This is a genomic window from Chitinophaga pollutisoli (assembly GCF_038396755.1).
GTDB lineage: Bacteria > Bacteroidota > Bacteroidia > Chitinophagales > Chitinophagaceae > Chitinophaga > Chitinophaga pollutisoli.
Genome location: NZ_CP149822.1, coordinates 2,417,778 through 2,442,576 on the forward strand (window position 1 = coordinate 2,417,778; position 24,799 = coordinate 2,442,576).

Below are 24,799 nucleotides of genomic sequence, written 5' to 3' on the forward strand. Positions count from 1 at the left end.
GATTTTATTACTAATCTGCAAAGGTAAACTAAAGCGCTGACGAATGATCAAAATTCCGCCATATCTGAAAAAAGGCGACCTCATAGGCATTATGTGTCCCAGCAGCAAAATGGAGCTCCAGGCAGCCGAGTTTGCGGCAGATGTACTGCGCTCCTGGGGGTACCGGGTACACTTAGGCATTACGGTGGGCACCAGCTTCCATAATTTCTCCGCCCCGGACGAGCTCCGGCTCGAAGAGCTGCAGGATATGATGGACGATCCGGAGATCAAGGCGATCCTATTTGGCCGCGGCGGCTACGGCATGGTGTGCATCCTCGACCGGATCAATTTCACCCGCTTCCGCCGCTTCCCCAAATGGCTTTGCGGCTACAGCGACATCACCGTTCTCCACACCCATCTTCAATCCACCTTCAAAATACCCAGTATCCATAGCCTCATGTGCAGCGGCATCACGCCGGCCACAAAGGATAACGCCTACGTTTCCAGCCTGAAAGACGCACTTTCGGGCAAGCGCAGCCGTTATGCGGCCGACGCCCACGACATGAACCGCCCCGGCAAGGCCACCGGCGCCCTCACCGGCGGCAACCTCACGCTCCTTTCCAACGTTTCCGGCACCGTTTCCCAGCCAAACACCAAAGGAAAGATTCTCATCCTGGAAGACATCGGCGAATACCGTTACAACGTAGACCGCATGATGTACAACCTCAAACGCGCCGGCTGGCTCGATCAGCTGGCAGGGCTCGTGGTCGGCTCCTTCGCCGATCCCCGCGAAACGGAAACCCAGTTCGGGCAAACCGAGTTCGAAATCATCCGGAACATGGTGGCGGAATACGGATATCCCGTGTGCTACAACTTCCCCGTCGGGCACCAGGACGAGAACTTCGCGCTCAAAATGGGCATTCCCCACGAGCTGAAAGTGACGCCCCGCGGCGTTTCGCTGACAGAAGTGCGATAGGAAAGCAGTTCAGCCCTTACAGTTGCAGGACGGAATCGAGTTTTTGGTGGAAAATGGGATAATCGTTCAGGTTATTGTGTTCCCCGCCCTCGATGGTAAACAACGTATCCCCTTTTTTGAACAAGGATGTGAGCTTTTCGCCGGATGCGTAAGGCACGGTATCGTCATCCGTACCATGGAACATCACCACCGGTGCCGCCACTTTGGGCAGGAATTCGTTGGTAGGCAGCCTGAAATTGAGCATGAGGCTGTAGGGGTAGATGGGCGCGGCTTCGGACGCCACGTCGCCGATGTTGTAATAAGGCGTTTCGAGGATGAGGCGGCGGCAATCGCGGACAGACGCCAGCTGGGTGGCGATCCCCGTGCCGAGGGATTTCCCGTAAATCACGATCTGGTGCGGCGCGAAACGGGTCCGGGCCACTTTGTACATGAGGAGCGCGTCTTCATACAACGCTTCTTCCGTTAATCTTCCCGTACTTTTCCCGAACTCCCGGTAATCCATGATCAGCACATCATACCCGTTCTTCGTGAAACCGGGCATATACTTCGCATACCGGTTGATATTCGCGGAATTCCCGTGGAAGTACAGCACCATCCCCCGCGGCTTCTCCGCATTGAACAATACCGCGCTCAGCTTCACTTTCTTATTTACCGGAATGAGCATCTCCTGGAAAGGCACGTCGAATTTATACTGGTAATTGGCCGGGAGCACTTCCGGGTGGAACAGTAGCCGGTCCTGGATGAAATACAGCACCACGCCCGCCACGAGGTACACGGCGATGGCCCAGAGGGCGATCTTTTTCAGATATCTGCGTAATGTCGGCGGCTCTTGCATATTGTTTCAGGATTTATACCTGCAGGATATCGCGGATGAACGTATGGTATTCCGGGAAAGACGGGAGATTGTCATGCCCGCCGCCCAGGATGCGGATCAGCGTGACCTTATCGGGATTCAGGTCGCGGAGGCTCTCGCTGTGGCGGATAGGGATCAGCCAGACTTTCGTACCAACCATACAGGACCGGGGTATTGGGTAAAAACGGGTCAGTCTTCCACATCCGGCACGATCTCCAGGCCGTAGTCGTCGGCGGAGAGGAGCCCCTGTTCTTTCACGCCCTGGATTTTAGCCGCGTCGGAATGAAGGTCTTGTACGTCGAACTGGTGATGCAGGTAATTAAAGGTATGCAATTTCCCTGCAAGACCGGGTACGCCCGCGAGGTATTTGATGATTTCGTTCACCATCAGCAGGGCGGTGGCGCCGTGCGTGGCGCCCATGGCGCCGGCGTCGAAATTGCGGAAGTCGTCGAGCAGGAATTCGTTGCAGCGGTACGAAGCGGGGGGCGCTCCGCTGGCGGGCGCCATGTTGAACCCACCCCACCAGGCGGTCCAGTTATGCACTTCGCCCATAACGAACGGTTTGTTATCGAGGATGCAGGCATCGTTGACCACCAGGTGGGTGGCGCGGTGCTGGGAGCAGTCGATGATGAGATCGAATCCCTGGAAAACCTGCCGGGCGTTATCCGGGCGGACCTGTATGAGGAAAGGGTAATGCTTGTTCCAGGGGTTGAGGGAGAAGAGGCGGCTGGCGGCCATTTTGGCTTTGTGCTTGCGGAGGTCCTGCATATTGAAGATGAGCAGGCGGTGGAGGTCTTCTTCCAGGATCACGCCATAGTCGGCGATGCCGATCACGCCCACGCCGGCGGCGCTGAGGTAATGGGCCACGGGGGTTCCCAATCCGCCCGCACCGATGATAAGGATACGCGCTTTTTTCAGGTGTTCCTGCATCTGCACGCCCATACCGGGCACTGCGATGGGATGTTTATATCTGTTGAGTTCTTTTTCTGACAACATGTTGTGCTACAGTCTGATTTCCAGGGCAAAGATACCTACTCCTGCGGAAACTCCATCGTAAAACGGCTGCCTTTGCCCAATACGCTTTCCACGCGGATCTTGCCTTTATGCGCGTCCACGATGGCTTTCACATAGGTGAGGCCCAGGCCGAAACCTTTTACGTTGTGAACGTTGCCGGTGTGGGCGCGGTAGAATTTCTCGAAGATGCGCGACGCCGTGTCGCGGCTCATGCCGATGCCGTTGTCGGTGATCGAGATCACGAGGTTTTTGCGCGTGCTGGCGGTGGCGATGCGAATCTCCAGGTTGTCTTTCGAATACTTGATGGCGTTATCCAGCAGGTTGAAGATGAGGTTGGAAAAATGCACTTCATCCGCGTTGAGGATAGGCTGGATGGCGTTCAGCTGGAGATCGACGTGACCGTTCTTACCGTCGAGCTGCAGCCGGAGGTTGTCGACCGTGTGGGTGATGAGCTGGTGCACATCGATGGGTTGCAGGTTGAGGGTGAGCTCTTCCTTTTCCATGAGGGCGGATTGCAGGATGGATTCCACCTGCTTGTTCATGCGTTTATTTTCTTCCTTGATGATACCTGAAAAGTAGCGGATCTTCTCTTTGTTTTCCATGACGCGTTCGTTGCCGATGGCGTCGATGGCGAGGGAGATGGTAGCCAGCGGCGTTTTCAGTTCGTGGGTCATATTGTTGATGAAATCGCTTTTGATTTCGGAGAGTTTCTTTTGTCCGAGCATGGTGCGGATGGTGAGGGCGAAGGCCGTCACGATGATCATGGTGAAGAGGATGGAGCCGAAGATCATCCAGCCCAGGGATTTGAAGATGGTAAGGCTGCTTTGCGGCACGAAAACGTGGAGTACTTCGAGGTTGGGCGTGGTGAGGTTTTCGGCGAGGGGGACGATAATTTCCTGGTACAGTGCGGAGTCCATTTCGCGGCGGCGAAGGCGTTCCGCGTAGTTGCGGGAAGCCAGTTGCGTGGTGGTGCCGCCGTATTCGCTGTTCATGGCGATGCCGAATTCGAAGACGGTATCGAGCTTGCTTTGTTTCATGGCGTGGGTGAGGAGGTTGGAAACCTCTTTCACGTCCACTTGGGCGGAAATGGGAATGAGTGGTTTGATGGTATTGCCGGGGAAGGGTTCGAGCATGAATTTGCCGAGGGCGCCTTCCTGTTTGTTGCGGTCGATCTGGATGCGGGTGACGGGTGTGATAGAGCGGTTGAGGAGTTCGTTGCCGGCGGAGAAAACGGCTTCGATCATTTTCTGCTCTTTCTCTTCTTTTTTGATATGGGCGGCATTACGAATCCAGCTAAACTGTATATAAATGATTCCCAGCAAGGAAAGGGTAATAAGCGCAATTATGACGGGAAATATCTTTTTTAACGGCAGCATTTTGTAAGACTATGAAACGATAAATATAGCGAAAAAAGCGGCGTACACCGGTAATTGCTACAGCAACTATGATACAAAATTATGGGGGTGGGTGGTGGATAGTGGGGGGGTACTGTTAAAAAACATCACTTTAACGTAATTTTAACGGAGAAATTACGTGGTTATTATGTGCACTTTACATACCTTTGTTCTGTCATCTGGTACCAAATTTGCTACTGGATAACAGAAATAAATAAGCGAATAAACTTTCTACATACATCGACGTGGATTCGTTCCATAAGCGATTTAGATTTTGGTTGATAAAATGGTAAGGGATCTTTCTAGGTCCCTTTTTTTATTGCCGCTAATTTTCATTCTAATTTATTGGATTACAATAGTTTGGATTCCTTTCCATCGGGCAGGTGAGATGATCCGGCCGGCACAGATAACGTGGGAACCGGGGGGCGTATTGTGTCCGGGGGCTGGCGCGGCGGGGACGGGAGTGTGGAAATACGGCCTTAGCTGTGGTGAGAATTTCTCGGTTTTCCGGAGATTGTGGAAATGGGTGGAAATAGCGGGACGCTGGCCCACGGGGAACTCCAGGATTATTTATGTCATCAGTTTTGAAACAACTTTCTCACTTTTCGATTCCCCGGAATTTCCGGATGGATAATTCATTTAGATTGCCGGCTGTTCAATCCAACTTTCTATGAATATCACTGTTGTTGACCTCTTTGTCATTTCATTTTTACTGGCGGGTGTATACAGTCTGCCCATCGGCATACTCGTAGCTTTCCGTTCTTTCATGTTCTCTACATGGTACGATGCGATAGTTTACCGTCATCCAGACAGCAGGTTTAAAATGAAAGGTCCGATCACCGGAGATACCGTTTGGCTGTACGTACATAAAGAAAATTCGAAGGAATCTTTGCTGCAGGCGTGTATCATTATCGAAGAAATGAAATTCCACTTATTGCGCGTGAGCGGCCGCATATAAAAACTTCCCTTGTTTGCGCCAGATCCATCATTACATCGCAGCCATACCTGGCCACGACAGATTTCGAATGCAGTTTGCGGCATCGTATGCGGCGCTGGCTGGCTGTTCTTTTCTGACAAACACAAATGGGAAGACGAAACCTTCGCCAAATGCCTAACCTACCTATGCCCATTATTAACGATACTCTCTTCCGCAATATTCCAATATTCAACACTTGCTGCTGAACGATGCAGAGGAGCAAGCCGGTACGTGAAAGTTTGCGTGGGTCACCGCCTCGAAGAAGGGGAAACCGGGACTACCAGCCTTTATTTAGCAGGGGTCTTCCCTTTGGTTGCAGCCTTCGTAGCCGGTGCGGTTTTAGCCTGCGCTTTTCCTTCGGGTACGGCTTTAGTGGTGGATTTCGCAGCCGGCGCTGCCTTGGCCTGCGACTTACCCTTAGGCGCGGTTTTGGTTGCGGGCCTGGCGGCAGCTTTTCCCTTGGAAGCGGCTTGCCTCCCAGGCTTAGCGCCCTGACTTGCCTGCGCCTCCTCCAGCCGGAATTTCACCATCCGGGAGATGAGGTCCAGGGGCAAAGGAGAACTTTTGGGGAGCTGCACCACGCTCTTCGATTGCTTGTAAGGCGCCAGCTCCTTCGCGAAAGCCGTGAAAACCGTGAACGGGGGCGGAAAAGCAAGGGAATAATGCTCCGTGAATCCTGAAAAATAGATTACAAAGGTTTTTCCGGATTTATATGCCGGGATCTGGTAGCTGATCACTTCCTCCGCGTCAGGAGCCGCCTTGCGGATCGCCTGCCGGATCTCTCCCAGCGCGGCCTGGGCTGCCGCGTCAAATGTGGAGATATACTCGTCGATGGATTTGAAATCAGTTTTCGCCATGGGTAAACGGGTTTTATGTGAATCAAAAATACCACCACCTTCCGGGACATCAACATGCCGAAAGCGACAAAAACAGGGTGAAATGCGTCGGAAAATATCCGCGAATGCAAAAAAGTACCTTTCCATTGCCGATAGTTGGCCGGAGTTGGTTAAATTTGGTCAGAGCAGAAGGAAATTAGGTATGGAACAACTTGCGCCTGGAATATTGCTGATTGCGGACCCTTTCCTGAAAGATCCGAATTTCGCCAGAACTGTGGTCTTGTTATGTGAACACCAGGAAGAAGGCAGCTTTGGCTTCGTGGTAAACCGCCCGTTCGACCATAAACTGGATGAACTCATCCCGGCCGTTCTCACCCCCAACATCCCCGTATTCTACGGCGGCCCCGTCCAGCTCGACACCATTCACTTCATTCACCAAATCCCCGACCTCATCGAAGGTGGATTCGAGGTTATCCCCGGGTTATATTGGGGCGGAGACTTCGCCACCGTCGTGGAGCTGATCAACCGCGGGGAACTGGACCTGCAGAAAATCAAATTCTTCATCGGCTACTCAGGATGGGCCAGCGGCCAGCTCGAAGGCGAATTCAACGAAAAAAGCTGGATCCTCTCCGGCATCAACCCACCACTCCTCTTCAACGGCAACGAAGAAGAAATCTGGAAGCAATCCCTGCAGAAACTGGGCAACAACTTCGCCATGATGGCCAACTTCCCTATCGACCCGTCCCTCAACTAATTCATTTTCAATTTATACGCAGAAACCGGGCCGCCGGCAGCCTGGCTTCCAGCCGCTGCAATTGATATTTTACCCCAATCGTATGGTCTTAGTACGGTTTCAGTACGGTATCCCTACTGTATCCCTACTAAGCCTATACTGCTGACTAGTCCTGCTATTGGTTTACACCAGGTTTAATTGTAAAGCTTTTCAGAACGCGTAATGCATCCCTCCCGGTGGGGGGGCCGGCGGATTTACCCGATATATACCAGCCTATTCAATAAAAAAAGGCCGGGCATCACTGCCCGGCCTTCATATGATTGCCTTTGAGAAGCTTACTGGGCGGTGGCGCCTTCTACCAGCACCGTCGCCTTGTTATTCAGCACCTCTACGAAGCCTCCTTCGATGGAGTAATGCTCCGCATGGCTCTTATCTTTCAGCACCTTCATTTTGCCTTTACCCAGGGCGGCAATCAGCGGAGCGTGGCGGTCCAACACTTCGAAGGACCCGTCTACACCCGGCAGCTGGATGCCGTATACTTCTCCTGTGTACAGCTTTCTTTCCGGTGTTAATATTTCCAATAACATGTTAATCGGTTTAGTGATGTCTGGGCTTATTTAGTAGCAGCCGCAAGCAGTTTCTTGCCTTTCTCGATAGCGTCGTCGATCGTACCTACCAGGTTGAACGCTGCTTCCGGATACTCGTCCACTTCGCCGTCCATGATCATGTTGAAGCCGCGGATGGTTTCCTCAATGGGAACCAGTACGCCTTTCAGACCGGTGAACTGCTCTGCCACGTGGAACGGCTGGGAGAGGAAACGCTCCACACGACGGGCGCGGGATACAGTCAGTTTGTCCTCGTCGCTCAACTCGTCCATACCCAGGATCGCGATGATGTCCTGCAGCTCCTTGTAACGCTGGAGGATCATTTTCACGCGCTGAGCGGTGTTGTAGTGAGATTCGCCCACGATAGCGGGGGTAAGGATACGGCTGGTGGAATCCAGGGGATCCACAGCGGGATAGATACCCTTATCCGCAATCTTACGGGAAAGTACCGTGGTCGCGTCAAGGTGGGAGAAGGTAGTGGCCGGAGCAGGGTCGGTCAAGTCATCCGCCGGTACGTATACCGCCTGTACGGAGGTAATGGAACCGTTTTTGGTGGATGTGATACGCTCCTGCATCAAACCCATCTCAGTAGCCAGAGTGGGCTGGTAACCTACGGCGGAGGGCATACGGCCCAGCAGCGCGGATACTTCGGAACCTGCCTGGGTGAAACGGAAGATGTTATCTACGAAGAACAGGATGTCACGACCGCTGCCGGCAGTGCCATCGCCATCACGGAAGTATTCCGCCATGGTGAGGCCGGAGAGGGCCACACGGGCACGGGCTCCGGGAGGTTCGTTCATCTGGCCGAACACGAATGTAGCCTGGGAGTTCTTCAGTTCGTTCTGGTCTACAGCGGACAGATCCCAGCCGCCGTGTTCCATGGATTCTTTAAACTTGTCGCCATAACGCACGATGTTCGCTTCGATCATCTCGCGCATCAGGTCGTTACCCTCACGGGTACGCTCACCTACACCGGCGAATACGGACAGACCGGCGTGGCCTTTCGCGATGTTGTTGATCAGCTCCTGGATGAGCACGGTTTTACCCACACCCGCACCACCGAACAGACCAATCTTACCACCTTTCGCGTAAGGCTCGATGAGGTCGATTACCTTAATACCGGTAAACAACACCTCGGTGTCGGTTGCCAGGTCCTCGAAGCGGGGAGGCATCCGGTGGATCGGGGCGCCATTGGTAGCGTCCAGCTGGCCGAGACCGTCGATAGCCTCGCCCACCACGTTGAACAAACGGCCTTTAATGGCATCACCGGTAGGCATTTTGATGGGACCGCCCTTGTCGGTCACATTCATACCGCGTACCAGACCCTCGGTGGAGTCCATAGCCACGGTGCGAACGCTGTCCTCGCCCAGGTGCTGCTGCACCTCCAGAATTACCTTCTGGCCGTTGTCACGGGTGAGCTCGAGCGCGTTATAAATTTCCGGCAATTTTCCTTCAAAATGCACGTCCACAACGGGACCGATGATTTGTTTGATCTTACCTGTATTAGGCATATTTGTTAGTTGTTTATAGTACGCAAGTAAAATGTGCTAATGCAAAATTTCGCGCAAAGGTAACAATTGAAGCCAGAAAACCCAAAATTCCGGGAATTTGATTTGGGGTGATTTTCGTCAGGTTTTACCCCCGGAAGGATAAATATATACTAATTATACTCAATAAGTTGGCTTTTACGGGCAGCCAGCATTATTTTTAAGGCTTAACACTCTTTATCATGCAAAACGATAAGCCCTTACTCCCACGCCGCAAATTCCTCGGCAACCTGACGAAAGCCGGCCTCTTCGGCGCCGCCACCCTGGCCCCCGGCGCCCGCGCAGCCGCTACAGCCGTTTCGGACCCCGAGGCCGCCTCCGCCGCGGACGCCCACACTTTCCTCTGCCAGCCTTACCTCCAACACCCCATGCCCGATGGCATGACGGTCATGTGGCTCAGCAACAAACCCACCTACTCCTGGGTGGAATACGGAGAATCCGAAGCCCTCGGCACCACCGCCCACCACGCCAGCGGCGGCATCGTCGACTCCTACAACACCCTCCACCGCATCCGCCTCTCCCACCTCAAACCCGGAACTACCTACCATTACCGGGTGCACTCAAAGGAGATTGTCGAATTTCGGCCCTATAAACTCACCTACGGCGATACCCTCGTCTCCGATATCCACACCTTCACCACACCCGCCCTCAAACCAACGGAAGTTTCCTGGCTTGTCATCAACGACATCCACGACCGCCCGGAAAGCATCCCTCACCTCACCAGCCTGGCCAAACAGCCATACGATTTCGTTTTCTTCAACGGCGATGTATTTGATTACCAGGAAGATGAGAAACAAATCATCGACCACCTCCTCGCCCCCGCCGGCAAGGCTTTCGCCTCCAAAACACCCTTCATCTTCACCCGCGGCAACCACGAAACCCGCGGCAAATACCGCCGCGAACTAGCCAACTACTTCGACGGAAGCTATATTTTCGACCGCGTTTGGGGCCCCGTTCACTTCACCGTCCTCGATACCGGGGAAGACAAGCCCGACGACCACCCCGTATACGCCGGCATCGTCAACTTCGATGAATACCGCCGGTTCCAGGCCGAAAACCTGAAAAAGATCGTCGCCTCCCCCGGTTTCAAAAAAGCGAAATTCCGGGTGGTGATGATGCACATCCCCCATTATTACTCCGGCGACTGGCATGGCCCTACCCATTGCCGCGAAATGTTCGCCGATATATTCGAAAAGGCCGGCGTCGACCTGTTCATCGCCGGGCACACCCATAAAATGGGCATCCACCAGCCGGTCAAAGGGCAGCACTCCTACCCGATTGTAATCGGCGGCGGACCGAAAGACGGCAACCGCACGCTCATCCAGGTGAAAGCCACGGATAAGGACCTGCGGCTCGTTATGCTGAAAGACGATGGCTCCGAATTCGGGAAAGTGGACCTGAAAAGCAAACGGTAACCGGTATACCATGAAAAAGGGAAGCGCCCTCGCAGGTTGCTTCCCTTTTTTATATATGGTGATGTTTGCTTTATCTGAGCGTGTCCGCCGGTTTGGCTTTGGGAACGCAGGCCCAGGGGTCTTCATCCCCTGGCATCACCCGCTTGTCCGCCGACCAGCAGAAATTCATGGGCTGGCTGGTGACGCTCACGAGTCGGATATTCACTTTCGTCCCTTTCCGGGAATTGCTGGCCTGGATCGTCCGGGTGCCTTTTTCTGGGATATTATGGATGGTATAAGGTTCCGATTTGAAGACGCTGCCGTTCCCGCGAAGGTATTCCACTACCACTACAGCATTGTCCAGCGGATATTCCGTTTGGTTCCGCAGCGTGATGTCCAGGTTGCGGATGCCGCCCAGGAAGCCGGTTTTGTAATCCCCGGTATGCAGGGTGATGTATTGTTTCCAGTTGCGGCGGAAATATTCCCGGCGGTCCACGAAAGTGGCCTGCATCTGTGATTGCATGTCTTTCCGGTCCACGATCTGCTGGGTGGTGCGGTTGCTGAGGGTGAGGCGGTCTTTCAGTTCCTGGTTTTCCCGGATCAGCCCTGCATTCACCCGTAACAGCGTACGGGCGCGGTTTTGGTCGTGGCAGGATTTGATGCCCAGGGCCAGGGCTACCACGGATAAAGCGGCGATTAATATCCAATTTGGACGCATATCCCCCCTATAGAAAAAATAATGCCGGATTTTCAACGGAGAAAACCCGGCACCGTCTGGTATATGGCTCCGTTTTTAGTCTTCGTCGAATTCGTACCGGATCTTTTCGTTCTTCTCGAAATCATACAGCGTCAGCCGGCGGAGGGTGTAATAATTGTTCCAGAAGTTGCGCAGGGCGCTGATGAACGACTGCGAAGCCTGGTCTTTTTCCTGCTGCGCCAGGTTGAGGTCGGTGATGCTGATCTTCCCGATGAGATAGCGTTGCTTGGTGATTTCGTAGCGCAGCCCGGCGATGGTATCCGCCTTTGCGGCGCTGGCCAGCACGCGTTTCTGGATATTGAACTGCTGCGTTTGGAGGAACACTTCCTGCTCAAATTTCCTTTCTTCCTGCTGTACGTCGATCTCGATCAGGTCGCGGTTGGCTTTCGCCTGGCGCACCCTGTTGCGCGCGCGCCCCCAGTCCATGATCGGGATCCCCACGCCTACGCTGAGGTTCTGCTGCACTTCGCCGCCGGCGTACGCCTGCCGCAGTTTCTCGTCGCTGTTCCGCTGCCCGAGCTGCGCCTGCAGGTTGAATTCGTACCCGTTATAAGCCTTCGCCGCGGCTACGTCCCGGCTGGCTTCCAGGCGGCGGCGGCGGAATTCCAGCACGCTCTGGCGATTGCTCCCCGCCTCGGCCACGGCTTTATCGAGCGGCACGTCGAACTGCGGCACCTCATCCGGCATCTCCAGTTTAATGTCCGCGTCTTTCGGCATATTGAGGAAACGTTTCAGCTCCTGGTACGCCATTTCCAGCTGGAGGGTCGACTGCTCGAGGGTGTTGCGCGCGTTGAGCAAACTCAGTTCGATCTGCAGCAATTCGTTCTCCGCGATCTTCCCCAGGTCGAAGCGGCCTTTGGATATTTTGTACAACGTATCGGTGTTGTTCACATTCTGCTGGTAAATCCTTACCTGCACCTGCGCCGTGAGCGCCGCAAAGAAGTAAGAAGCCCCGTCGAGCCCCACGATCTCCAGGTCTTCCACATATTGCCGCTTACTTTCATCATACGCGATCGGCGCAATCATCCGCTCCCAGCGGAACGGGTTGTACACGATCGAAGGCTGGTTATAATTGATGGAAAACGGCGTGGCCAGGTAATTCTGCGACGACAGATCGCCGAACACGTCGAACCGGCTGAGATCGGAGCGAACGGAAAAAGAGCCCCCGGTCCAGGGAACGTTTTGCCGCAAACCCAGCCCCAGCGAGGTGTTGGATGTCTTCCTCCGGATGTATTCGATCTTACCATCTGGCTGCAATACTTCCACTGTTTCGCCGAACGGGCTGCTGCTGTTATTAAAGTTCAATACCAGCTGCGGCATCTGCCCCGATTTGAAATACCGGTAAGCATACATCGAATTCAGCGCGCGGCTCTGAGCCCGGTAATAAGAGGGCGAATTGCGCTGCGCCATCGAAATCACCTCTTTCAGCTTCAGCGACTGTTGCGCCTTTGCGGCGGGTATGAGGGAAGCCGCCGATATGGCGGACAGGATCACTTTTTTAAGCATGGCGTAAACATTCAATTGGGTTCTGGTTGGCGGCCTTCCGTGCCGGGGAGATCCCGAAGATCAATCCCACGGAGGATGCCAGCACAAAGGATAAAAGGATGGAAATAGCGGAAATGATGGTTTTGATATCGGCGACCTTATCCACGAAATACGCGCCGGCTACGCCAAGCAATATACCGATGATGCCGCCGCAAAGACTGATCAGCACGGCTTCGAACAAAAACTGCATGACGATGTCGGTCTTCTGCGCGCCCAGCGCCATCCGGATGCCGATCTCTTTGGTCCGTTCCAGTACAGACGCCAGCATGATGTTCATGATCCCGATACCACCTACCAGCAGCGAGATGCCCGCGATGGCGCTCAATACGATATTGAACACGTCTTTCGTTTTCTGTTGCTGCTTCAGGAGCTGCTCCGGGATTGAGACTTCGAAATCCTCCACATCCGAATGCCGCCGTTTCAGCATGCGGGAAATGATGCCTGCCGATTCCGTAAGCTGCTCCGGGTCGCGGACCTTCACGATCAGCTGGTCGAGCTGGTGCACAGGCGGCGGATTGGTATTCCGCTCCCAGCGGTTCTCCGATATGCGGAAGGCGGGGTTGCGGTAGCGGAGCACGGCCGTCTGGATGGGAATGTACACGTCCATATTGTAATCGCGGATGCCGAGGTTTTCTTTCGTGGCGCTGCTGATCAGCTTCTCGTCGGTCACCCCGATCACGCGGAGCCATTGCTGGCCGCACTTGATGTCTTTGCCGATGGGATCTTCCGACAAAAAGAACTTCCGCTTCACGCCGGCGCCGATGATGCAAACGCCTTCGCCTTTCGACAATTGTTCCGCGTTGAACATCCTGCCTTCCGACAGCCCGATGTTGTTCAGCTGGAAGAAGGACGGTTCCACGCCAACGGTTTTTAGTTTTTTGCTTTTGCTTTTATAGATGATGTCCTGGTCGAGGATCATTTCCGCGCTGATGGCTTCCACGGTGGGCACCATTTTCAGGATCGAATGCGCGTCGGCCAGGGTGAGGCCTTTGGAGAATTTGGCTTTCTTTTCCTGTCCGTTCGTTTTCTTTTCTTCCGCATCGTCTGTCCCTTCTTTTTCCTCATTTTCTTTCTTTTCCGTTACGGGTTTGATGACGATGTTATTGACGCCGACCAGTTTCATCTGGTTCATGATTTCTTCTTTGGCGCCCCGGCCGATGGCCAGCATGGCGATCACGGCGCCAACGCCGAAGATGATGCCCAGCGCGGTCAGGAACGATCGCAGCCGGTTGGCCACGAGGGAATCCAGCGCGATGCGCAGGTTATTGCTATTGCGGGTACCCCATAATTGCTGCATGTGTGGCGGGTTTGAGCGTTATTGAATGGGGAGGATGGTATTGTCTTTTGCGGAAGCTGGTTCCGACATGAAGACTTCATCTCCCGCGGCCAGCCCTTTTTCCACGATCACCACTTCGTCGTTGCTCTTACCCAGCGCCACTTCCCGCTTTTCGATCGCGTTGCCGCGGCGGATATACACATAGCTTTTGGACTTTTCGCTGAAAACGCTTTCCAGCGGGATGGTCAGCTTGTCGGGCACTTCGTTGATGAGGATATTGTTGGAGGTGGTCATCCCGGGTTTGAGGATGGAGTCCACTTTCTCGAGTTTGATCATCACTTCAAAAACCTTTGCGTTGGAGCCGGGGCGGTTTTCGCCGATGTTGGCCACGGAGGTCACGGTGCCGGAGAGTTTCACTTCCGGGAAAGCGTCGAGCCCCATGGTCACGCTTTGCCCTTTTTTGATCTTGCTGATATCGACTTCGTTGATATACGTTTTGGAGAGCATGCTGCTGAGATCGGGCAGCATGGCGAGGTTGGGGTCCCAGCTGCGGATGGAGGAGCCGGATTTCTTTTTGCCGCCCTGCGACCAGTCGTTCACATACACGAGCAAACCGTTTTTAGGCGCTTTAATAGTGAATTTGCTTTTCAGGTCTTCGAGGTTGTTGAGGTTATTCTGATGGCGGGCCACGTCGCGGTTGGCTTGTTCCATCTTCGCGACGCTTTGTCGTTCCTTGATGCGGTGTTTTTCTTCCAGCTGTTCGAGATCGCGCTTTGCCTTGTCGAGATCGAGCTCGGCCTGGCGTATAGTGGCCGGTGGCTCGTATTTGCTCAGCTGCAGGGCAATCTGTTTCTGTTCGAGAGTGAAGTACATATTGGTGATGCCGTCCCGCGATTCGCGGAGCTGCAGCGTAGTGTCGAGCGCGGTTTGGGAAAGGGTGGTTTGCGCGCGGTCGAGCTCCATGCGCACGTCGCCGATCTTCTTATTAACGACGGCGGCATCGAGCGTGGCAATGTAATCCCCTTCCTTCACGGTGATGCCTTCGGCCACCATATCCTGGATTTTCACGTCTTCATAAATCTGGTTCGCCTGGAGCGGAGGGGCCTGGATGTAGACGGTATTTTCGGCCATAAGCTCACCGGGGCTGGCCACGATGTCGCGGAACATATCCTTTTTGACGGTGGCGCGGGCGCCGGGGCCTTCAGCCTTCTTGCCGAACACGAAATAGCCAACCAGGGCGCAAACAAACAGGAGAGCGGCGAGGAGCCACCATTTTTTCTTTAACATAGCGGAGCGTGTGTGGTATGAGTCAAGGGTATAATGCTGTGTATAGTTTAGGTATCAGTTTGCGTATTCCGCCCCTGGCGGCTTTATCGGGATGCACGGGTGCTGTTATTCCATAAAAATAACCGGGGAAAGCTAAACGAAAAGTTAATTGTTTCGAAAGATGGGAATCGCATTTTCAAACGTGATTTATATGGGGCAGACGGGATTATCTTCGACATAACGCAGCTAAATTTGCCCGGATGAATAACGGAATCCAATATATTTTATTTTTGCACCCATGGCCCAGATGAAAATAATACCAGTAAAAGATGAAAAAACGGCGCGGGCATTCCTCGACGTTCACGTGCAGTTGAATAAAGACAAGGAAGGTTGGATCCAACCGCTGGATAAAGACATTGAAGATATTTTCGACCCGGAGAAGAACAAGGCATTCCGTTTCGGGGAGGCTGTCCGCTGGGTAATAACCGACGAATCGGGCAGGCTTACGGGCAGGATCGCCGCCTTCGTCAACAAACGATATAAGTCTGTCGGCGACGAATTCCCCGTGGGCGGCGCCGGATTTTTCGATTGTGTGGACGACCAGGAGGCCGCCAATCTCCTGTTCGACACGGCGAAGGCCTGGCTGGCGGAAAGGGGCATGGAGGCGATGGACGGGCCCATCAATTTCGGCGACCGGGACCGCTGGTGGGGGCTGCAGGTGGAAGGATATGTAAATCCGCCCTTCGGGATGGCTTACAATCCGCCGTATTACCAGCAATTGTTCGAAAACTACGGGTTTCAGCCGTTCTTCCACCAGATATGCTTCGGGCTGGATGTGCAGACCACCCTGCAGAGCAAGTTCCATTCCCGCCACGCCAACATCGCGGCCGACCCGGCTTTTACGGCCCGGCACCTCAAAAAAGACCAGCTGGATAAGTTCGCTACCGATTTCGTGACAGTGTACAACAAAGCCTGGGCCGGGCACGGGGGCAATAAAGAGATGAGCCGGGAGCAGGCCATCCTGATTTTCCGGAAAATGAAACCGGTGATGGACGAGGAAGTGATCTGGTTCGTATATCATAATGAAGAGCCGGTTGCCTGCTGGCTGAATCTGCCCGACCTCAACCAGTATTTCAAGCACATGGGCGGCAAATTCGGCCTGTTGCAAAAGCTGCAGTTCCTCTGGCTGAAGATGACCGGCGCCTGCCGGAAGTTTACCGGGCTGGTGTTCGGCGTGGTCCCGGAATTCCAGGGTAAGGGCGTGGATTCATATATGATCGTGGAAGGAGCGAAGATCATACAGGCCCGGAAGCGCTACGATGAATATGAAATGCAATGGGTGGGCGACTGGAACCCCAAGATGCTCAATGTGGCCGAAAGCCTGGGCGGGTTCCACAGCCGGAAGCTGACCACTTACCGGTACCTGTTCGACCGGCAGCGGGAGTTCCACCGGCACCCGCTCATCCAATAAGGAGAAATTTGCTGAAACCGGCCATAGCGGCCGGTTTTCGTTTTCCTGCTTTTTACTTCCTGTTTTTTGCGTTACTTTCGGCTTTTGGAAAGGAGCGACTCCCACATGGAAAATTTTATTGTATCGGCCCGTAAGTACCGCCCGCAGAACTTCTCTACGGTGGTAGGGCAAGCCCACATCACTACCACACTCAAGAATGCCATCCGCAATAACCAGCTGGCGCATGCCTTCCTGTTTTGCGGCCCCAGGGGCGTGGGTAAAACCACCTGCGCCAGGATCCTCGCTAAAACCATCAACTGCGAGAACCTCCAGCCCGACGGCGAAGCGTGCGACAAATGCGACTCCTGCCGGACGTTCAACGACGGCGCTTCCTTCAACATCCACGAGCTCGACGCCGCCTCCAACAACTCGGTCGACGATATCCGGACCCTGGTAGACCAGGTCCGCTTCGCGCCGCAGGCAGGCAAATACAAGATATATATCATCGATGAGGTGCACATGCTCAGCTCGTCGGCTTTCAACGCGTTCCTGAAAACGCTGGAAGAGCCGCCGTCCTACGCCATCTTCATCCTTGCCACCACCGAAAAGCACAAGATCCTCCCCACTATTCTGTCCCGTTGCCAGATCTTCGATTTCAGAAGGATCACGATACAGGACACGGTGGACCATTTACAGGATATCGTTTCCAAAGAACAGCTTTCCGCCGAGGCGGACGCCCTGCACCTCATCGCCCAGAAGACCGATGGCTGCATGCGCGATTCCCTCAGCACGCTCGATAAGATCGTGAGCTTTACGGGCGGGCAGCTGACTTATCAAAATACCCTTGAGCACCTCAATATCCTCGATTACGACTACTTTTTCCGGATCATGGAAGGGGTGCTGGTCCAGGATATCGCGGGCTCGCTGCTGATATTCGACGAGATCCTGCAGAAGGGTTTCGAAGGCGACAACTTCCTGGGCGGGCTGGCCGAGTTCCTGCGTAACCTGTTGGTTTGCAAGGACGATAAAGTGCTTCACCTCATGGAAGTGTCTGCCAACCTGAAGGACCGTTACCGCCAGATGAGCGGCCGCCTGAGCGCGCCTTACATCGTAACGGCCCTGCAATTGCTGAACGACACCGAGATCGGCTACCGCATGGCGCGGAACAAGCGTCTTCATGTGGAGATGGCCCTGATCCGGCTTTGTTACCTGCAGCAGGCCGTAACGCTTGTCAGCAATGAGCAGACGGGCGAAGTGGTAAAAAAACTTGATTCCTGAAGGCACTCACCAGCGCCTGCGGGCTCCCCTCCCCACCCCGGTTTACGGCAAACCGGCTACCAGCAAAACGATCACACCGCCTGAACCGCGGCTGACCATAGAATCCGGCGCTGCGCAGCCCGCGCAAGCCAGCGCCCCGGCTCCGGTGACCCCGAAGCCGGCTCCTGTAACTGCACCAGCGCCTGTATCGGCGGCGCCTCCGGCAGCCAGCGCTCCCCGGCCCGCCGGGCCCGGCATTGGCAGCGCGGCAACACCCAAATTGACCGGCCTGGCAGCTATGAAAGAAGCCCTGGCCGCCAAGCAGCAACAAAAAGCGGATACGCCTAAAGCGTCCATCCCCTTAACGGCAGGCGCGGTGGCCGTGTACTGGGACGAATTTATCGACCGGTTCCGGCAGGCCAATAAAATGACGGTGGTGGGCAACCTCCAGCTGGCGCAAACCGAGCTGGTAAGCGCCGAAGAGATCAGCATTACCAGCCGGAATATCGTGCAGTACCGGTTTATGGAAGAAGAAAAGCTGGAGATCTCCGAGTTCTTCAAGCAGAAATTCCGGAATAAAGACCTGGTGCTGACCCTTCACCTCGACGAATCACGGCAGGCCGAAGTAGATACCGGACCGGAGCCCCTGTCCAGCAAGCAACAATTTGCACGGATGATGGAAAAATACCCCCTGGTAAAGGAACTGAGAGACCGGCTCAACATGGAATTGGATTTTTAACGTAACATTCCTTTGGGAACGACTATTTTTAAACTCCCGCACACTGCATCCTTTGCGTTTTTGCGCAAAAACTTGTAGGTTTGGGCAAAATTTCGAAGAAACACTATGGCAGAAGTTATCAGAATGCCCCTTTTAAGTGATACGATGACAGAAGGGGTGATTGCGGAATGGCATAAAAAGGTAGGCGATACCGTAAAGTCGGACGATGTAATTGCTGAAGTGGAAACCGACAAGGCCACTATGGAAGTGATGCCGTATGTCGACGGTACGCTGCTATATATTGGCGTGGAAAAAGGGAAAGCCGCAAAGGTGAATGAAGTGATTGCCATTGTTGGTAAGCCCGGGGAAGATTTCAAATCCCTCTTGGGTAATGGTGGTGCGCAGGCTGCAGCAGCCGCTCCCGCCCCCAAAGCCGAAGCAGCCGCCCCCGCCGCTCCTGCGGTAGACAAAGCCGCGCTGGACGCAGCTTTGAAAGACGCGACCGTTATCCGCATGCCGCTCCTGAGCGACACCATGACCGAAGGAAAGATCGTGGTATGGAACAAAAATGTGGGTGACACCGTAAAATCTGATGACGTTCTCGCTGAAGTGGAAACCGACAAGGCTACCATGGAAGTGATCGGATATGCCGACGGCACCCTGCTGCATATCGGGGTTCCTGCCGGTGAAGTAGCTAAAGTAAATGGTATTATCGCCATCGTAGGCAAGAAAGGCGCTAATGTTGACGCGATTCTCGCCGCCGAACAAGGTGGTGGAACATCCGCAGCTCCTGCAGCCGCCCAACCCGAAGCCGCTCCAGCAGCAGCCGCGGCTCCTGCTGCGGCCGCCTCACCAGCCGCTTCCGCCGACGGCCGCATCAAAGTATCCCCCCTGGCCCGCAAGCTGGCTGAGGACAAAGGGATCGATATCAACCAGGTGACGGGTTCCGGCGACAACGGCCGCATCGTAAAACGCGACGTAGACGCATTCGTTCCCGGAAAATCCGCTCCCGCGGCAGCTCCGGCAGCACCCGCCGCCGGCGCCCCGCTCCGCAGGTGGCAGCCTTTGCTCCCGTTGGGCAGGAAAGCTTCAACGAAGTGCCGGTTAGCCAGATGCGTAAAGCCATCGCCCGCCGCCTGAGCGAATCCAAGTTCCAGGCGCCGCACTTCTACCTGACCATGGAAATCAACATGGACAACGCCATGGCCGCCCGCGAAGCCATCAATAAAATTTCTCCCGCCAAGGTTTCCTTCAACGATATGGTCATCAAGGCCTGCGCGATGGCGCTCCGCCAGCATCCTGATGTGAACAGCAGCTGGAGGGGCGACGTGATCCGTTACAACCAGCACATCCACATCGGCTCCGCCGTGGCAGTGGAAGAAGGGCTGATCGTTCCGGTGATCCGCTTCGCAGACCAGAAGAGCTTCTCCCAGATCGCTGCGGAAGCCAAATCCCTGGCCGATAAAGCCAAGAACAAGAAACTCCAGCCCAACGATTACGCCGGCAATACTTTCACGGTTTCCAACCTGGGTATGATGGGTATCGAGGAGTTCACCGCTATCATCAACGCCCCTGACTCCGCCATCCTCGCGGTGGGCGCGATTAAAGAGATCGTGGTAGCCGACAAGGGACAGTTCAAAACCACCAACGTGATGAAAGTTACCCTCAGCTGCGACCACCGCACGGTGGACGGCGCCGTGGGGGCCCGCTTCCTCGTTACCGTGAAGAACTTCCTGGAGAACCCGGTGAACATGCTGGTATAACCAGAAAACAAAACACTGCCATACAGCGCCTCCCCGACCGGGAGGCGCTTTTTTTTAGCGGGTCTGCCCGGTGAAGGAGGCGTGGCAAGGTGGATTTGCGACAAAAAGCGGATGGGAATACCCTCCAGTAAAGCATGGGTTACTAAAGGCTTACTTAGGGGTAAAGGAGGGGTAAATGTATATCGAATGTAAATAAAAGCGAAGGGGAAAGCCCTTCTTTGGCGCTTTTCATCCCTACAGTACACTTATTATATATATGCTTTATCATACAGGTATGCCTGGAGTAAGTCTTGTTAAGGCGATGAGGGTCCGTGTGACGCCCCTGCATGCCTGCCGGGTGTAGCCGCTGCATCTCCCGGGGAGACGGTCGGTACTGTCCGGTATGGCGCTCCGGGCTTTCGGACTATCCTGGAAGTCATTTTTTCGGACGGTTTGGGGGTATCATACCGTTCCGGGTCATGGGCAGGTACGGTTTCAGTGTCCGGAGTGTTCTCCGGTGGTGCGTCGGGCAAATCACCCGGGAGGGGCGGCGCTATGGGTCGTGGCGGGCGGAATGATGCGTTTACTGGGTGAGTAAACAGAATTAATTTTCACAAAGTTTTGAAAGTTCAATAACTTACCCTACATTTGAATTATGAAATTGCCAGAAGCCAAAGCGCAGTTTATCCAGACATGGGGATTGTTGGGCGCCCAATGGGGCGTGAACCGGACCATGGCCCAGATACATGCGCTGCTGCTGATCGCTCCCGAACCCATGAGTGCCGAAGACATTATGTCGGGCCTCGACATCTCGCGCGGAAACGTGAATATGAACGTGCGGGAACTGATGAACTGGGGGATCGTGGAAAAAGTACTTGTACCCGGCGAAAGGAAGGAATTTTTCGTTGCCGAGAAAGATATCTGGAAAGTGGGTACCGCCATTGCCCGGGAAAGGAAAAAACGCGAATTGGATCCGATTTTGAAGGTCTTGCTGCAACTCAGTAAGGTGGACGGGGATCCGAAAGACAAGCATGTGCGCGCTTTCCGGGAAACCATGCAAAATATCCAGAAGTTCGCTCACCAGACGGATGCCGCGCTGAATGCGTTCATCAAGTCGGAGGAAAACTGGTTTTACAGCACCCTCATGAAAGTGATCCGTTAATTTTGTTGTGACGTTCCACGATAGCGTGAATTCATACCTTGATCTTTCAACACTTTCAGCATTCTCTAAATTATTAAATGAACACGTTATCGTCATCACCGGCGGCGCCGGTTTACCGGGAAGGGATGGGATGGGGGAATGTACCGTGTAGACGCTTTGATTCCATTCCCTAAAGCAGGGTGGTACAACTTTTGCGCACCCATCCGCAGAAGCTTAACTTTGCGATATGAATACACCCAAACATACGGTAGTGCTGGGCGCTTCGCCCAATCCCCAGCGGTACGGATACCTCGCCGTGACGCGTCTCCTTGCCCATGGGCATCCCGTGACGGCCATCGGCAAGCGCGCCGGCACAATCGGTGACACTGCGATCCTCGAAGAACATCCGGCGCTGGAGAACGTGGACACGGTAACGCTCTATCTCAACCCGATGAACCAGGTGCAGTATTACGACTACATCCTCAGCCTGAAACCCAAACGGATCATCTTCAACCCCGGTACCGAAAATCCGGAGCTGGAAACCCTCGCGCGCGAAAACAATATCATACCCCAGCAAGCCTGCACCCTCGTGCTGCTCAGCACCGGCCAGTACTGATTGTCACAATCCACACGATTTCCCCAAACCACACCTCCCCCTGCCGGAGCAATTCCTGCTGCAGTTAATTTTCGTATATTCGGATAATTCCAATTACATCCCGTTAACCCGCAAAGACCGGCACAAAGACTATCAGCAAGGCATCTGGTTTACGCATTACCGTTAAAATATTCCTGTATGAAATGGAGAAGATTCAATGGTGAGCCTATTCACCTGCCCATCAAGGAGGAAGTGCGGCGTGCCATCGTCCGGGAAACCGGGCGCGGGCACCGGTTAAAGGTTTGCATCGGCACCGATTCGCAGGTCAAGGGCCTGGAAACGGAATTCGCCACCGTCATCGTTTTCCTGCGCGAAGGGCACGGCGGATTCATGTTCATTCACAACGAAAAAACACGGGACGTTTACTCCATCAAGGAGCGGATGCTCGTGGAAGTAGCACGCAGCATCGAGATCGCTTACGAATTATGCGACCTGTTCACCGATTATGATGTGGACATGGAAGTACACGCGGACATCAACACCAATCCGCAATTCAAGAGCAACCTCGCCCTGCGCGAAGCCATGGGCTACATCCTCGGGATGGGCTTTGCCTTCAAAGCCAAACCTGAAGCGTTCGCCAGCAGCTCCTGCGCCAACAAGATCGTGAATTAGGCGATGCCCTGGAAACGGGCGTTCATTTCCTCGATAAACGCCAGGATCTGATCGCGGCCCGACTTTTTAACCGTTGATGTAACATAGCTTGCGGGCAGGAACTGCCAGGTCTCGCGCAGCTTGTTGAGGAACGCTTTCGTATTACGGCTGGTTTCCAGCTGCGTATTTTTGTCTGCCTTCGTGAACACGATCTGGAACGGGATGTTCCACTCCCCCAACTGGTTGATGAAATCAATATCGAGTTTCTGCGGCGTATGACGGCTGTCGACCAGCACAAACACATTCATGAGATTGGGCCTTTTGCGGAGATAATCCTCGATCATCCGCTCCCATGCTTTCCGCTGGCCCTGCGACACTTTCGCGAAGCCATACCCCGGCAAATCCACCAAATACCATTGATTATTGATCAGGAAGTGGTTGATCAACTGCGTTTTACCCGGCGTACCGGAGGTTTTCGCGAGTTTTTCCCTGCTGGTCAGCAAGTTGATCAGGCTCGACTTCCCGACGTTGGAACGGCCGATAAAAGCATATTCCGGTTTGTCGGCCACGGGGCATTTTTGCCAGTCGACGTTGCTGATGAGGTATTCTGCAGATTTGATCACCATAATTTTTCCATTTGCGGCCCCTCTGTTACCTTTGCCCCATTATGACGAGCAAAGACGTACAGAAAGTGGTTCCTTTTGAAGGGTCAAAATTAAGCAAGAAGGAGCAGATGGCCAGCATGTTCAATGATATTGCAGGCCGCTACGATTTCATGAACCATTTTATGAGCCTCGGGATCGACGTCTGGTGGCGGAAAGTGGCCCTCCGGAAACTGAAGCCCCTGGCTCCCAAAACTTTGCTCGACGTAGCCACGGGCACCGGCGACGTGGCCATTATGGCCCAAAAGATGCTTCATCCTGACCAAATCACCGGTATCGACATCTCCGAAGGCATGCTCGAAATCGGCCGGGAAAAAGTAGCGAAAGCCGGATTCAGCGATAAAATCACGCTTCAGACCGGCGACTCCGAAACAATAAGTTTTCCCGATGCAACGTTTGATGCCATAACGGCGGCTTTCGGCGTCCGGAACTTCGAGAACCTGGAAAAAGGCCTCGGCGAAATGTGCCGGGTGCTAAAACCCGGCGGCATGGCCGTTATCCTCGAATTCTCCAACCCGACAGCTTTTCCCGTCAAACAATTATATAATTTTTATTTTCGTTATATTACGCCTGCGATCGGCAAATTGGTGGCCCGCAACAAAGCGGCCTATTCCTATCTGCCCAGTTCAGTGAAAGAGATGCCGCAAGGCCAGGAGATGTGTGATATCCTTAAAAAAGTTGGTTTTCAAGACGTTACATGCAAAACGCTTACTTTCGGGATTTGTTCCGTTTACTGCGCCACCCGCTAGCGCTGGCCGTCTTCCTCCTGGGAACCCTCCCGGCAAGGGCGCAGCTCAATATGGAGGAGCACGACAGCAAACCCTATTATTTCGGAATCACCCTGGCCGTCAACCAGAGCCACCTGCGCCTCACGCACAGCGATATCTTCCTGCATCAGGATTCCATCATGGTTGCCGAACCGCTTAAAACCATTGGTTTCAACGTAGGCCTGCTGGCCAACCTGCGGTTCAACCACCGGTTCGACCTCCGCTTCAACCCGCAGCTGTTCTTTGCCAATAAAAACCTATCCTACAAAGAGAATTACCCCGAACGGGTGACCGAAAAGAAAGTGGAATCCATCACCGCCTCTTTCCCCCTCCAGATCAAATTCAAATCCGACCGCATCGGCAACCTCCGCGTATACACGATCGCCGGCATGAAACTGGATTACGACCTCGCTTCCAATAAAGGGCTCCGCCGCGCGGAAGACCTCGTAAAAATCAACAAAACCGCCTACGGATACGAACTCGGCGCAGGGTTCGAAATCTACTTCCCTTCCTTCATCTTCACCCCGGAATTCAAAATCAGCAACGGCTTGAACGACGTGCACGTTAAAGATCCCAATCTCCGGTATTCCCGCGTCATCGACCAGCTCAACACCCGCACCATCGTGTTTTCCATCCACCTGCAAGGGTAAAATATTTACCTTTGC

General features: G+C 54.1%; 26 protein-coding genes. 14 read left to right on the top strand and 12 right to left on the bottom strand.

Annotation, left to right across the window (positions count from 1 at the left end; genetic code table 11):
• Window positions 1-43 precede the first annotated feature (43 nt).
• Window positions 44-955, top strand: coding sequence for an LD-carboxypeptidase (locus tag WJU16_RS09770; RefSeq protein ID WP_341838133.1), 912 nt, complete (start codon window positions 44-46; stop codon window positions 953-955).
• 16 nt (window positions 956-971) lie between these two features.
• Here the strand turns inward: WJU16_RS09770 and WJU16_RS09775 are convergent, their stop codons facing one another.
• Genes WJU16_RS09775 through WJU16_RS09790 form a run of 4 tightly spaced genes read right to left on the bottom strand, consistent with a single transcriptional unit; the run spans window position 972 to window position 4,144 of the window.
• A complete protein-coding gene (locus WJU16_RS09775; protein ID WP_341838134.1) occupies window positions 972-1,790 on the bottom strand; it encodes an alpha/beta hydrolase in 819 nt (272 codons plus the stop codon).
• Between the two features lie 13 nt (window positions 1,791-1,803).
• Window positions 1,804-1,968 carry a hypothetical protein gene (locus WJU16_RS09780; RefSeq protein WP_341838135.1) on the bottom strand — a complete coding sequence of 55 codons (165 nt, stop codon included), beginning with the start codon at window positions 1,966-1,968 and terminating at the stop codon, window positions 1,804-1,806.
• Window positions 1,969-1,997: 29 nt separating this feature from the next.
• Window positions 1,998-2,804, bottom strand: a complete 807-nt coding sequence (locus WJU16_RS09785) for a HesA/MoeB/ThiF family protein (protein ID WP_341838136.1) — start codon at window positions 2,802-2,804, stop codon at window positions 1,998-2,000.
• Between the two features lie 35 nt (window positions 2,805-2,839).
• Window positions 2,840-4,144: a HAMP domain-containing sensor histidine kinase gene (locus WJU16_RS09790; RefSeq protein ID WP_341838137.1), complete on the bottom strand. Its 1,305-nt coding sequence runs from the start codon at window positions 4,142-4,144 to the stop codon at window positions 2,840-2,842.
• A 742-nt stretch (window positions 4,145-4,886) separates the two neighbouring features.
• On the opposite strand from WJU16_RS09790, the gene WJU16_RS09795 reads away from it, so the two are divergent.
• A complete protein-coding gene (locus WJU16_RS09795) occupies window positions 4,887-5,174 on the top strand; it encodes a hypothetical protein (protein ID WP_341838138.1) in 288 nt (95 codons plus the stop codon).
• A gap of 305 nt (window positions 5,175-5,479) precedes the next feature.
• Here WJU16_RS09795 and WJU16_RS09800 read toward each other — a convergent pair whose 3' ends face one another.
• Window positions 5,480-6,049, bottom strand: a complete 570-nt coding sequence (locus tag WJU16_RS09800) for a DUF1801 domain-containing protein (protein ID WP_341838139.1) — start codon at window positions 6,047-6,049, stop codon at window positions 5,480-5,482.
• A 181-nt stretch (window positions 6,050-6,230) separates the two neighbouring features.
• Between WJU16_RS09800 and WJU16_RS09805 the strand changes: the two genes are divergently transcribed.
• Entirely contained in the window at window positions 6,231-6,782 is a 552-nt protein-coding gene (locus WJU16_RS09805; protein ID WP_341838140.1) for a YqgE/AlgH family protein, read from the top strand.
• 314 nt (window positions 6,783-7,096) lie between these two features.
• On the opposite strand, the gene atpC is transcribed toward WJU16_RS09805, so the two are convergent.
• Window positions 7,097-7,348: an ATP synthase F1 subunit epsilon gene (gene atpC / locus WJU16_RS09810; RefSeq protein ID WP_298717958.1), complete on the bottom strand. Its 252-nt coding sequence runs from the start codon at window positions 7,346-7,348 to the stop codon at window positions 7,097-7,099.
• A 26-nt stretch (window positions 7,349-7,374) separates the two neighbouring features.
• A complete protein-coding gene (gene atpD / locus WJU16_RS09815) occupies window positions 7,375-8,877 on the bottom strand; it encodes a F0F1 ATP synthase subunit beta (protein WP_298717955.1) in 1,503 nt (500 codons plus the stop codon).
• A gap of 218 nt (window positions 8,878-9,095) precedes the next feature.
• Here atpD and WJU16_RS09820 point away from each other — a divergent pair, with 218 nt between their 5' ends.
• Entirely contained in the window at window positions 9,096-10,328 is a 1,233-nt protein-coding gene (locus WJU16_RS09820; protein ID WP_341838141.1) for a metallophosphoesterase family protein, read from the top strand.
• Window positions 10,329-10,398: 70 nt separating this feature from the next.
• Here the strand turns inward: WJU16_RS09820 and WJU16_RS09825 are convergent, their stop codons facing one another.
• The 4 genes from WJU16_RS09825 to WJU16_RS09840 form a co-directional block, all read right to left on the bottom strand.
• Window positions 10,399-11,025 (bottom strand): hypothetical protein, encoded by a 627-nt coding sequence (locus WJU16_RS09825; protein ID WP_341838142.1) that lies wholly within the window; start codon window positions 11,023-11,025, stop codon window positions 10,399-10,401.
• Between the two features lie 75 nt (window positions 11,026-11,100).
• Window positions 11,101-12,570, bottom strand: a complete 1,470-nt coding sequence (locus WJU16_RS09830) for a TolC family protein (protein WP_341838143.1) — start codon at window positions 12,568-12,570, stop codon at window positions 11,101-11,103.
• Entirely contained in the window at window positions 12,563-13,906 is a 1,344-nt protein-coding gene (locus WJU16_RS09835; protein WP_341838144.1) for an ABC transporter permease, read from the bottom strand. The genes WJU16_RS09830 and WJU16_RS09835 overlap by 8 nt, the downstream gene beginning before the upstream one ends.
• Window positions 13,907-13,924: 18 nt before the next feature.
• Complete coding sequence (locus tag WJU16_RS09840) at window positions 13,925-15,172, bottom strand: HlyD family secretion protein (protein ID WP_341838145.1); 1,248 nt, start codon at window positions 15,170-15,172, stop codon at window positions 13,925-13,927.
• 286 nt (window positions 15,173-15,458) lie between these two features.
• Here WJU16_RS09840 and WJU16_RS09845 point away from each other — a divergent pair, with 286 nt between their 5' ends.
• From WJU16_RS09845 to WJU16_RS09880, 8 genes are all read left to right on the top strand, one after another.
• A complete protein-coding gene (locus WJU16_RS09845) occupies window positions 15,459-16,622 on the top strand; it encodes a hypothetical protein (RefSeq protein WP_341838146.1) in 1,164 nt (387 codons plus the stop codon).
• Window positions 16,623-16,727: 105 nt separating this feature from the next.
• Complete coding sequence (gene dnaX, locus WJU16_RS09850) at window positions 16,728-17,879, top strand: DNA polymerase III subunit gamma/tau (protein WP_341838147.1); 1,152 nt, start codon at window positions 16,728-16,730, stop codon at window positions 17,877-17,879.
• Window positions 17,869-18,597, top strand: coding sequence for a hypothetical protein (locus tag WJU16_RS09855; RefSeq protein ID WP_341838148.1), 729 nt, complete (start codon window positions 17,869-17,871; stop codon window positions 18,595-18,597). Before dnaX ends, WJU16_RS09855 begins: the two co-directional genes overlap by 11 nt.
• 105 nt (window positions 18,598-18,702) lie before the next feature.
• A complete protein-coding gene (locus tag WJU16_RS09860; protein WP_341838149.1) occupies window positions 18,703-19,716 on the top strand; it encodes a biotin/lipoyl-containing protein in 1,014 nt (337 codons plus the stop codon).
• Window positions 19,689-20,339: a dihydrolipoamide acetyltransferase family protein gene (locus WJU16_RS09865; protein ID WP_341838150.1), complete on the top strand. Its 651-nt coding sequence runs from the start codon at window positions 19,689-19,691 to the stop codon at window positions 20,337-20,339. The genes WJU16_RS09860 and WJU16_RS09865 overlap by 28 nt, the downstream gene beginning before the upstream one ends.
• Window positions 20,340-20,973: 634 nt before the next feature.
• Window positions 20,974-21,480, top strand: a complete 507-nt coding sequence (locus WJU16_RS09870; protein WP_298717929.1) for a GbsR/MarR family transcriptional regulator — start codon at window positions 20,974-20,976, stop codon at window positions 21,478-21,480.
• Between the two features lie 226 nt (window positions 21,481-21,706).
• Window positions 21,707-22,075 (top strand): CoA-binding protein, encoded by a 369-nt coding sequence (locus WJU16_RS09875; protein WP_341838151.1) that lies wholly within the window; start codon window positions 21,707-21,709, stop codon window positions 22,073-22,075.
• A gap of 177 nt (window positions 22,076-22,252) precedes the next feature.
• The gene (locus tag WJU16_RS09880) at window positions 22,253-22,726 is read left to right on the top strand and encodes a ribonuclease H-like YkuK family protein (protein WP_298717924.1); all 474 of its coding nucleotides are present in this window, start codon (window positions 22,253-22,255) and stop codon (window positions 22,724-22,726) included.
• Here the strand turns inward: WJU16_RS09880 and yihA are convergent.
• A complete protein-coding gene (gene yihA / locus WJU16_RS09885) occupies window positions 22,723-23,331 on the bottom strand; it encodes a ribosome biogenesis GTP-binding protein YihA/YsxC (protein WP_341838152.1) in 609 nt (202 codons plus the stop codon). The two genes, WJU16_RS09880 and yihA, sit on opposite strands and share 4 nt — an antisense overlap.
• A 41-nt stretch (window positions 23,332-23,372) precedes the next feature.
• On the opposite strand from yihA, the gene ubiE reads away from it, so the two are divergent.
• Window positions 23,373-24,116 carry a bifunctional demethylmenaquinone methyltransferase/2-methoxy-6-polyprenyl-1,4-benzoquinol methylase UbiE gene (gene ubiE, locus WJU16_RS09890; RefSeq protein WP_341838153.1) on the top strand — a complete coding sequence of 248 codons (744 nt, stop codon included), beginning with the start codon at window positions 23,373-23,375 and terminating at the stop codon, window positions 24,114-24,116.
• Window positions 24,089-24,784: a porin family protein gene (locus WJU16_RS09895; protein ID WP_341838154.1), complete on the top strand. Its 696-nt coding sequence runs from the start codon at window positions 24,089-24,091 to the stop codon at window positions 24,782-24,784. Before ubiE ends, WJU16_RS09895 begins: the two co-directional genes overlap by 28 nt.
• Window positions 24,785-24,799: the final 15 nt, after the last annotated feature.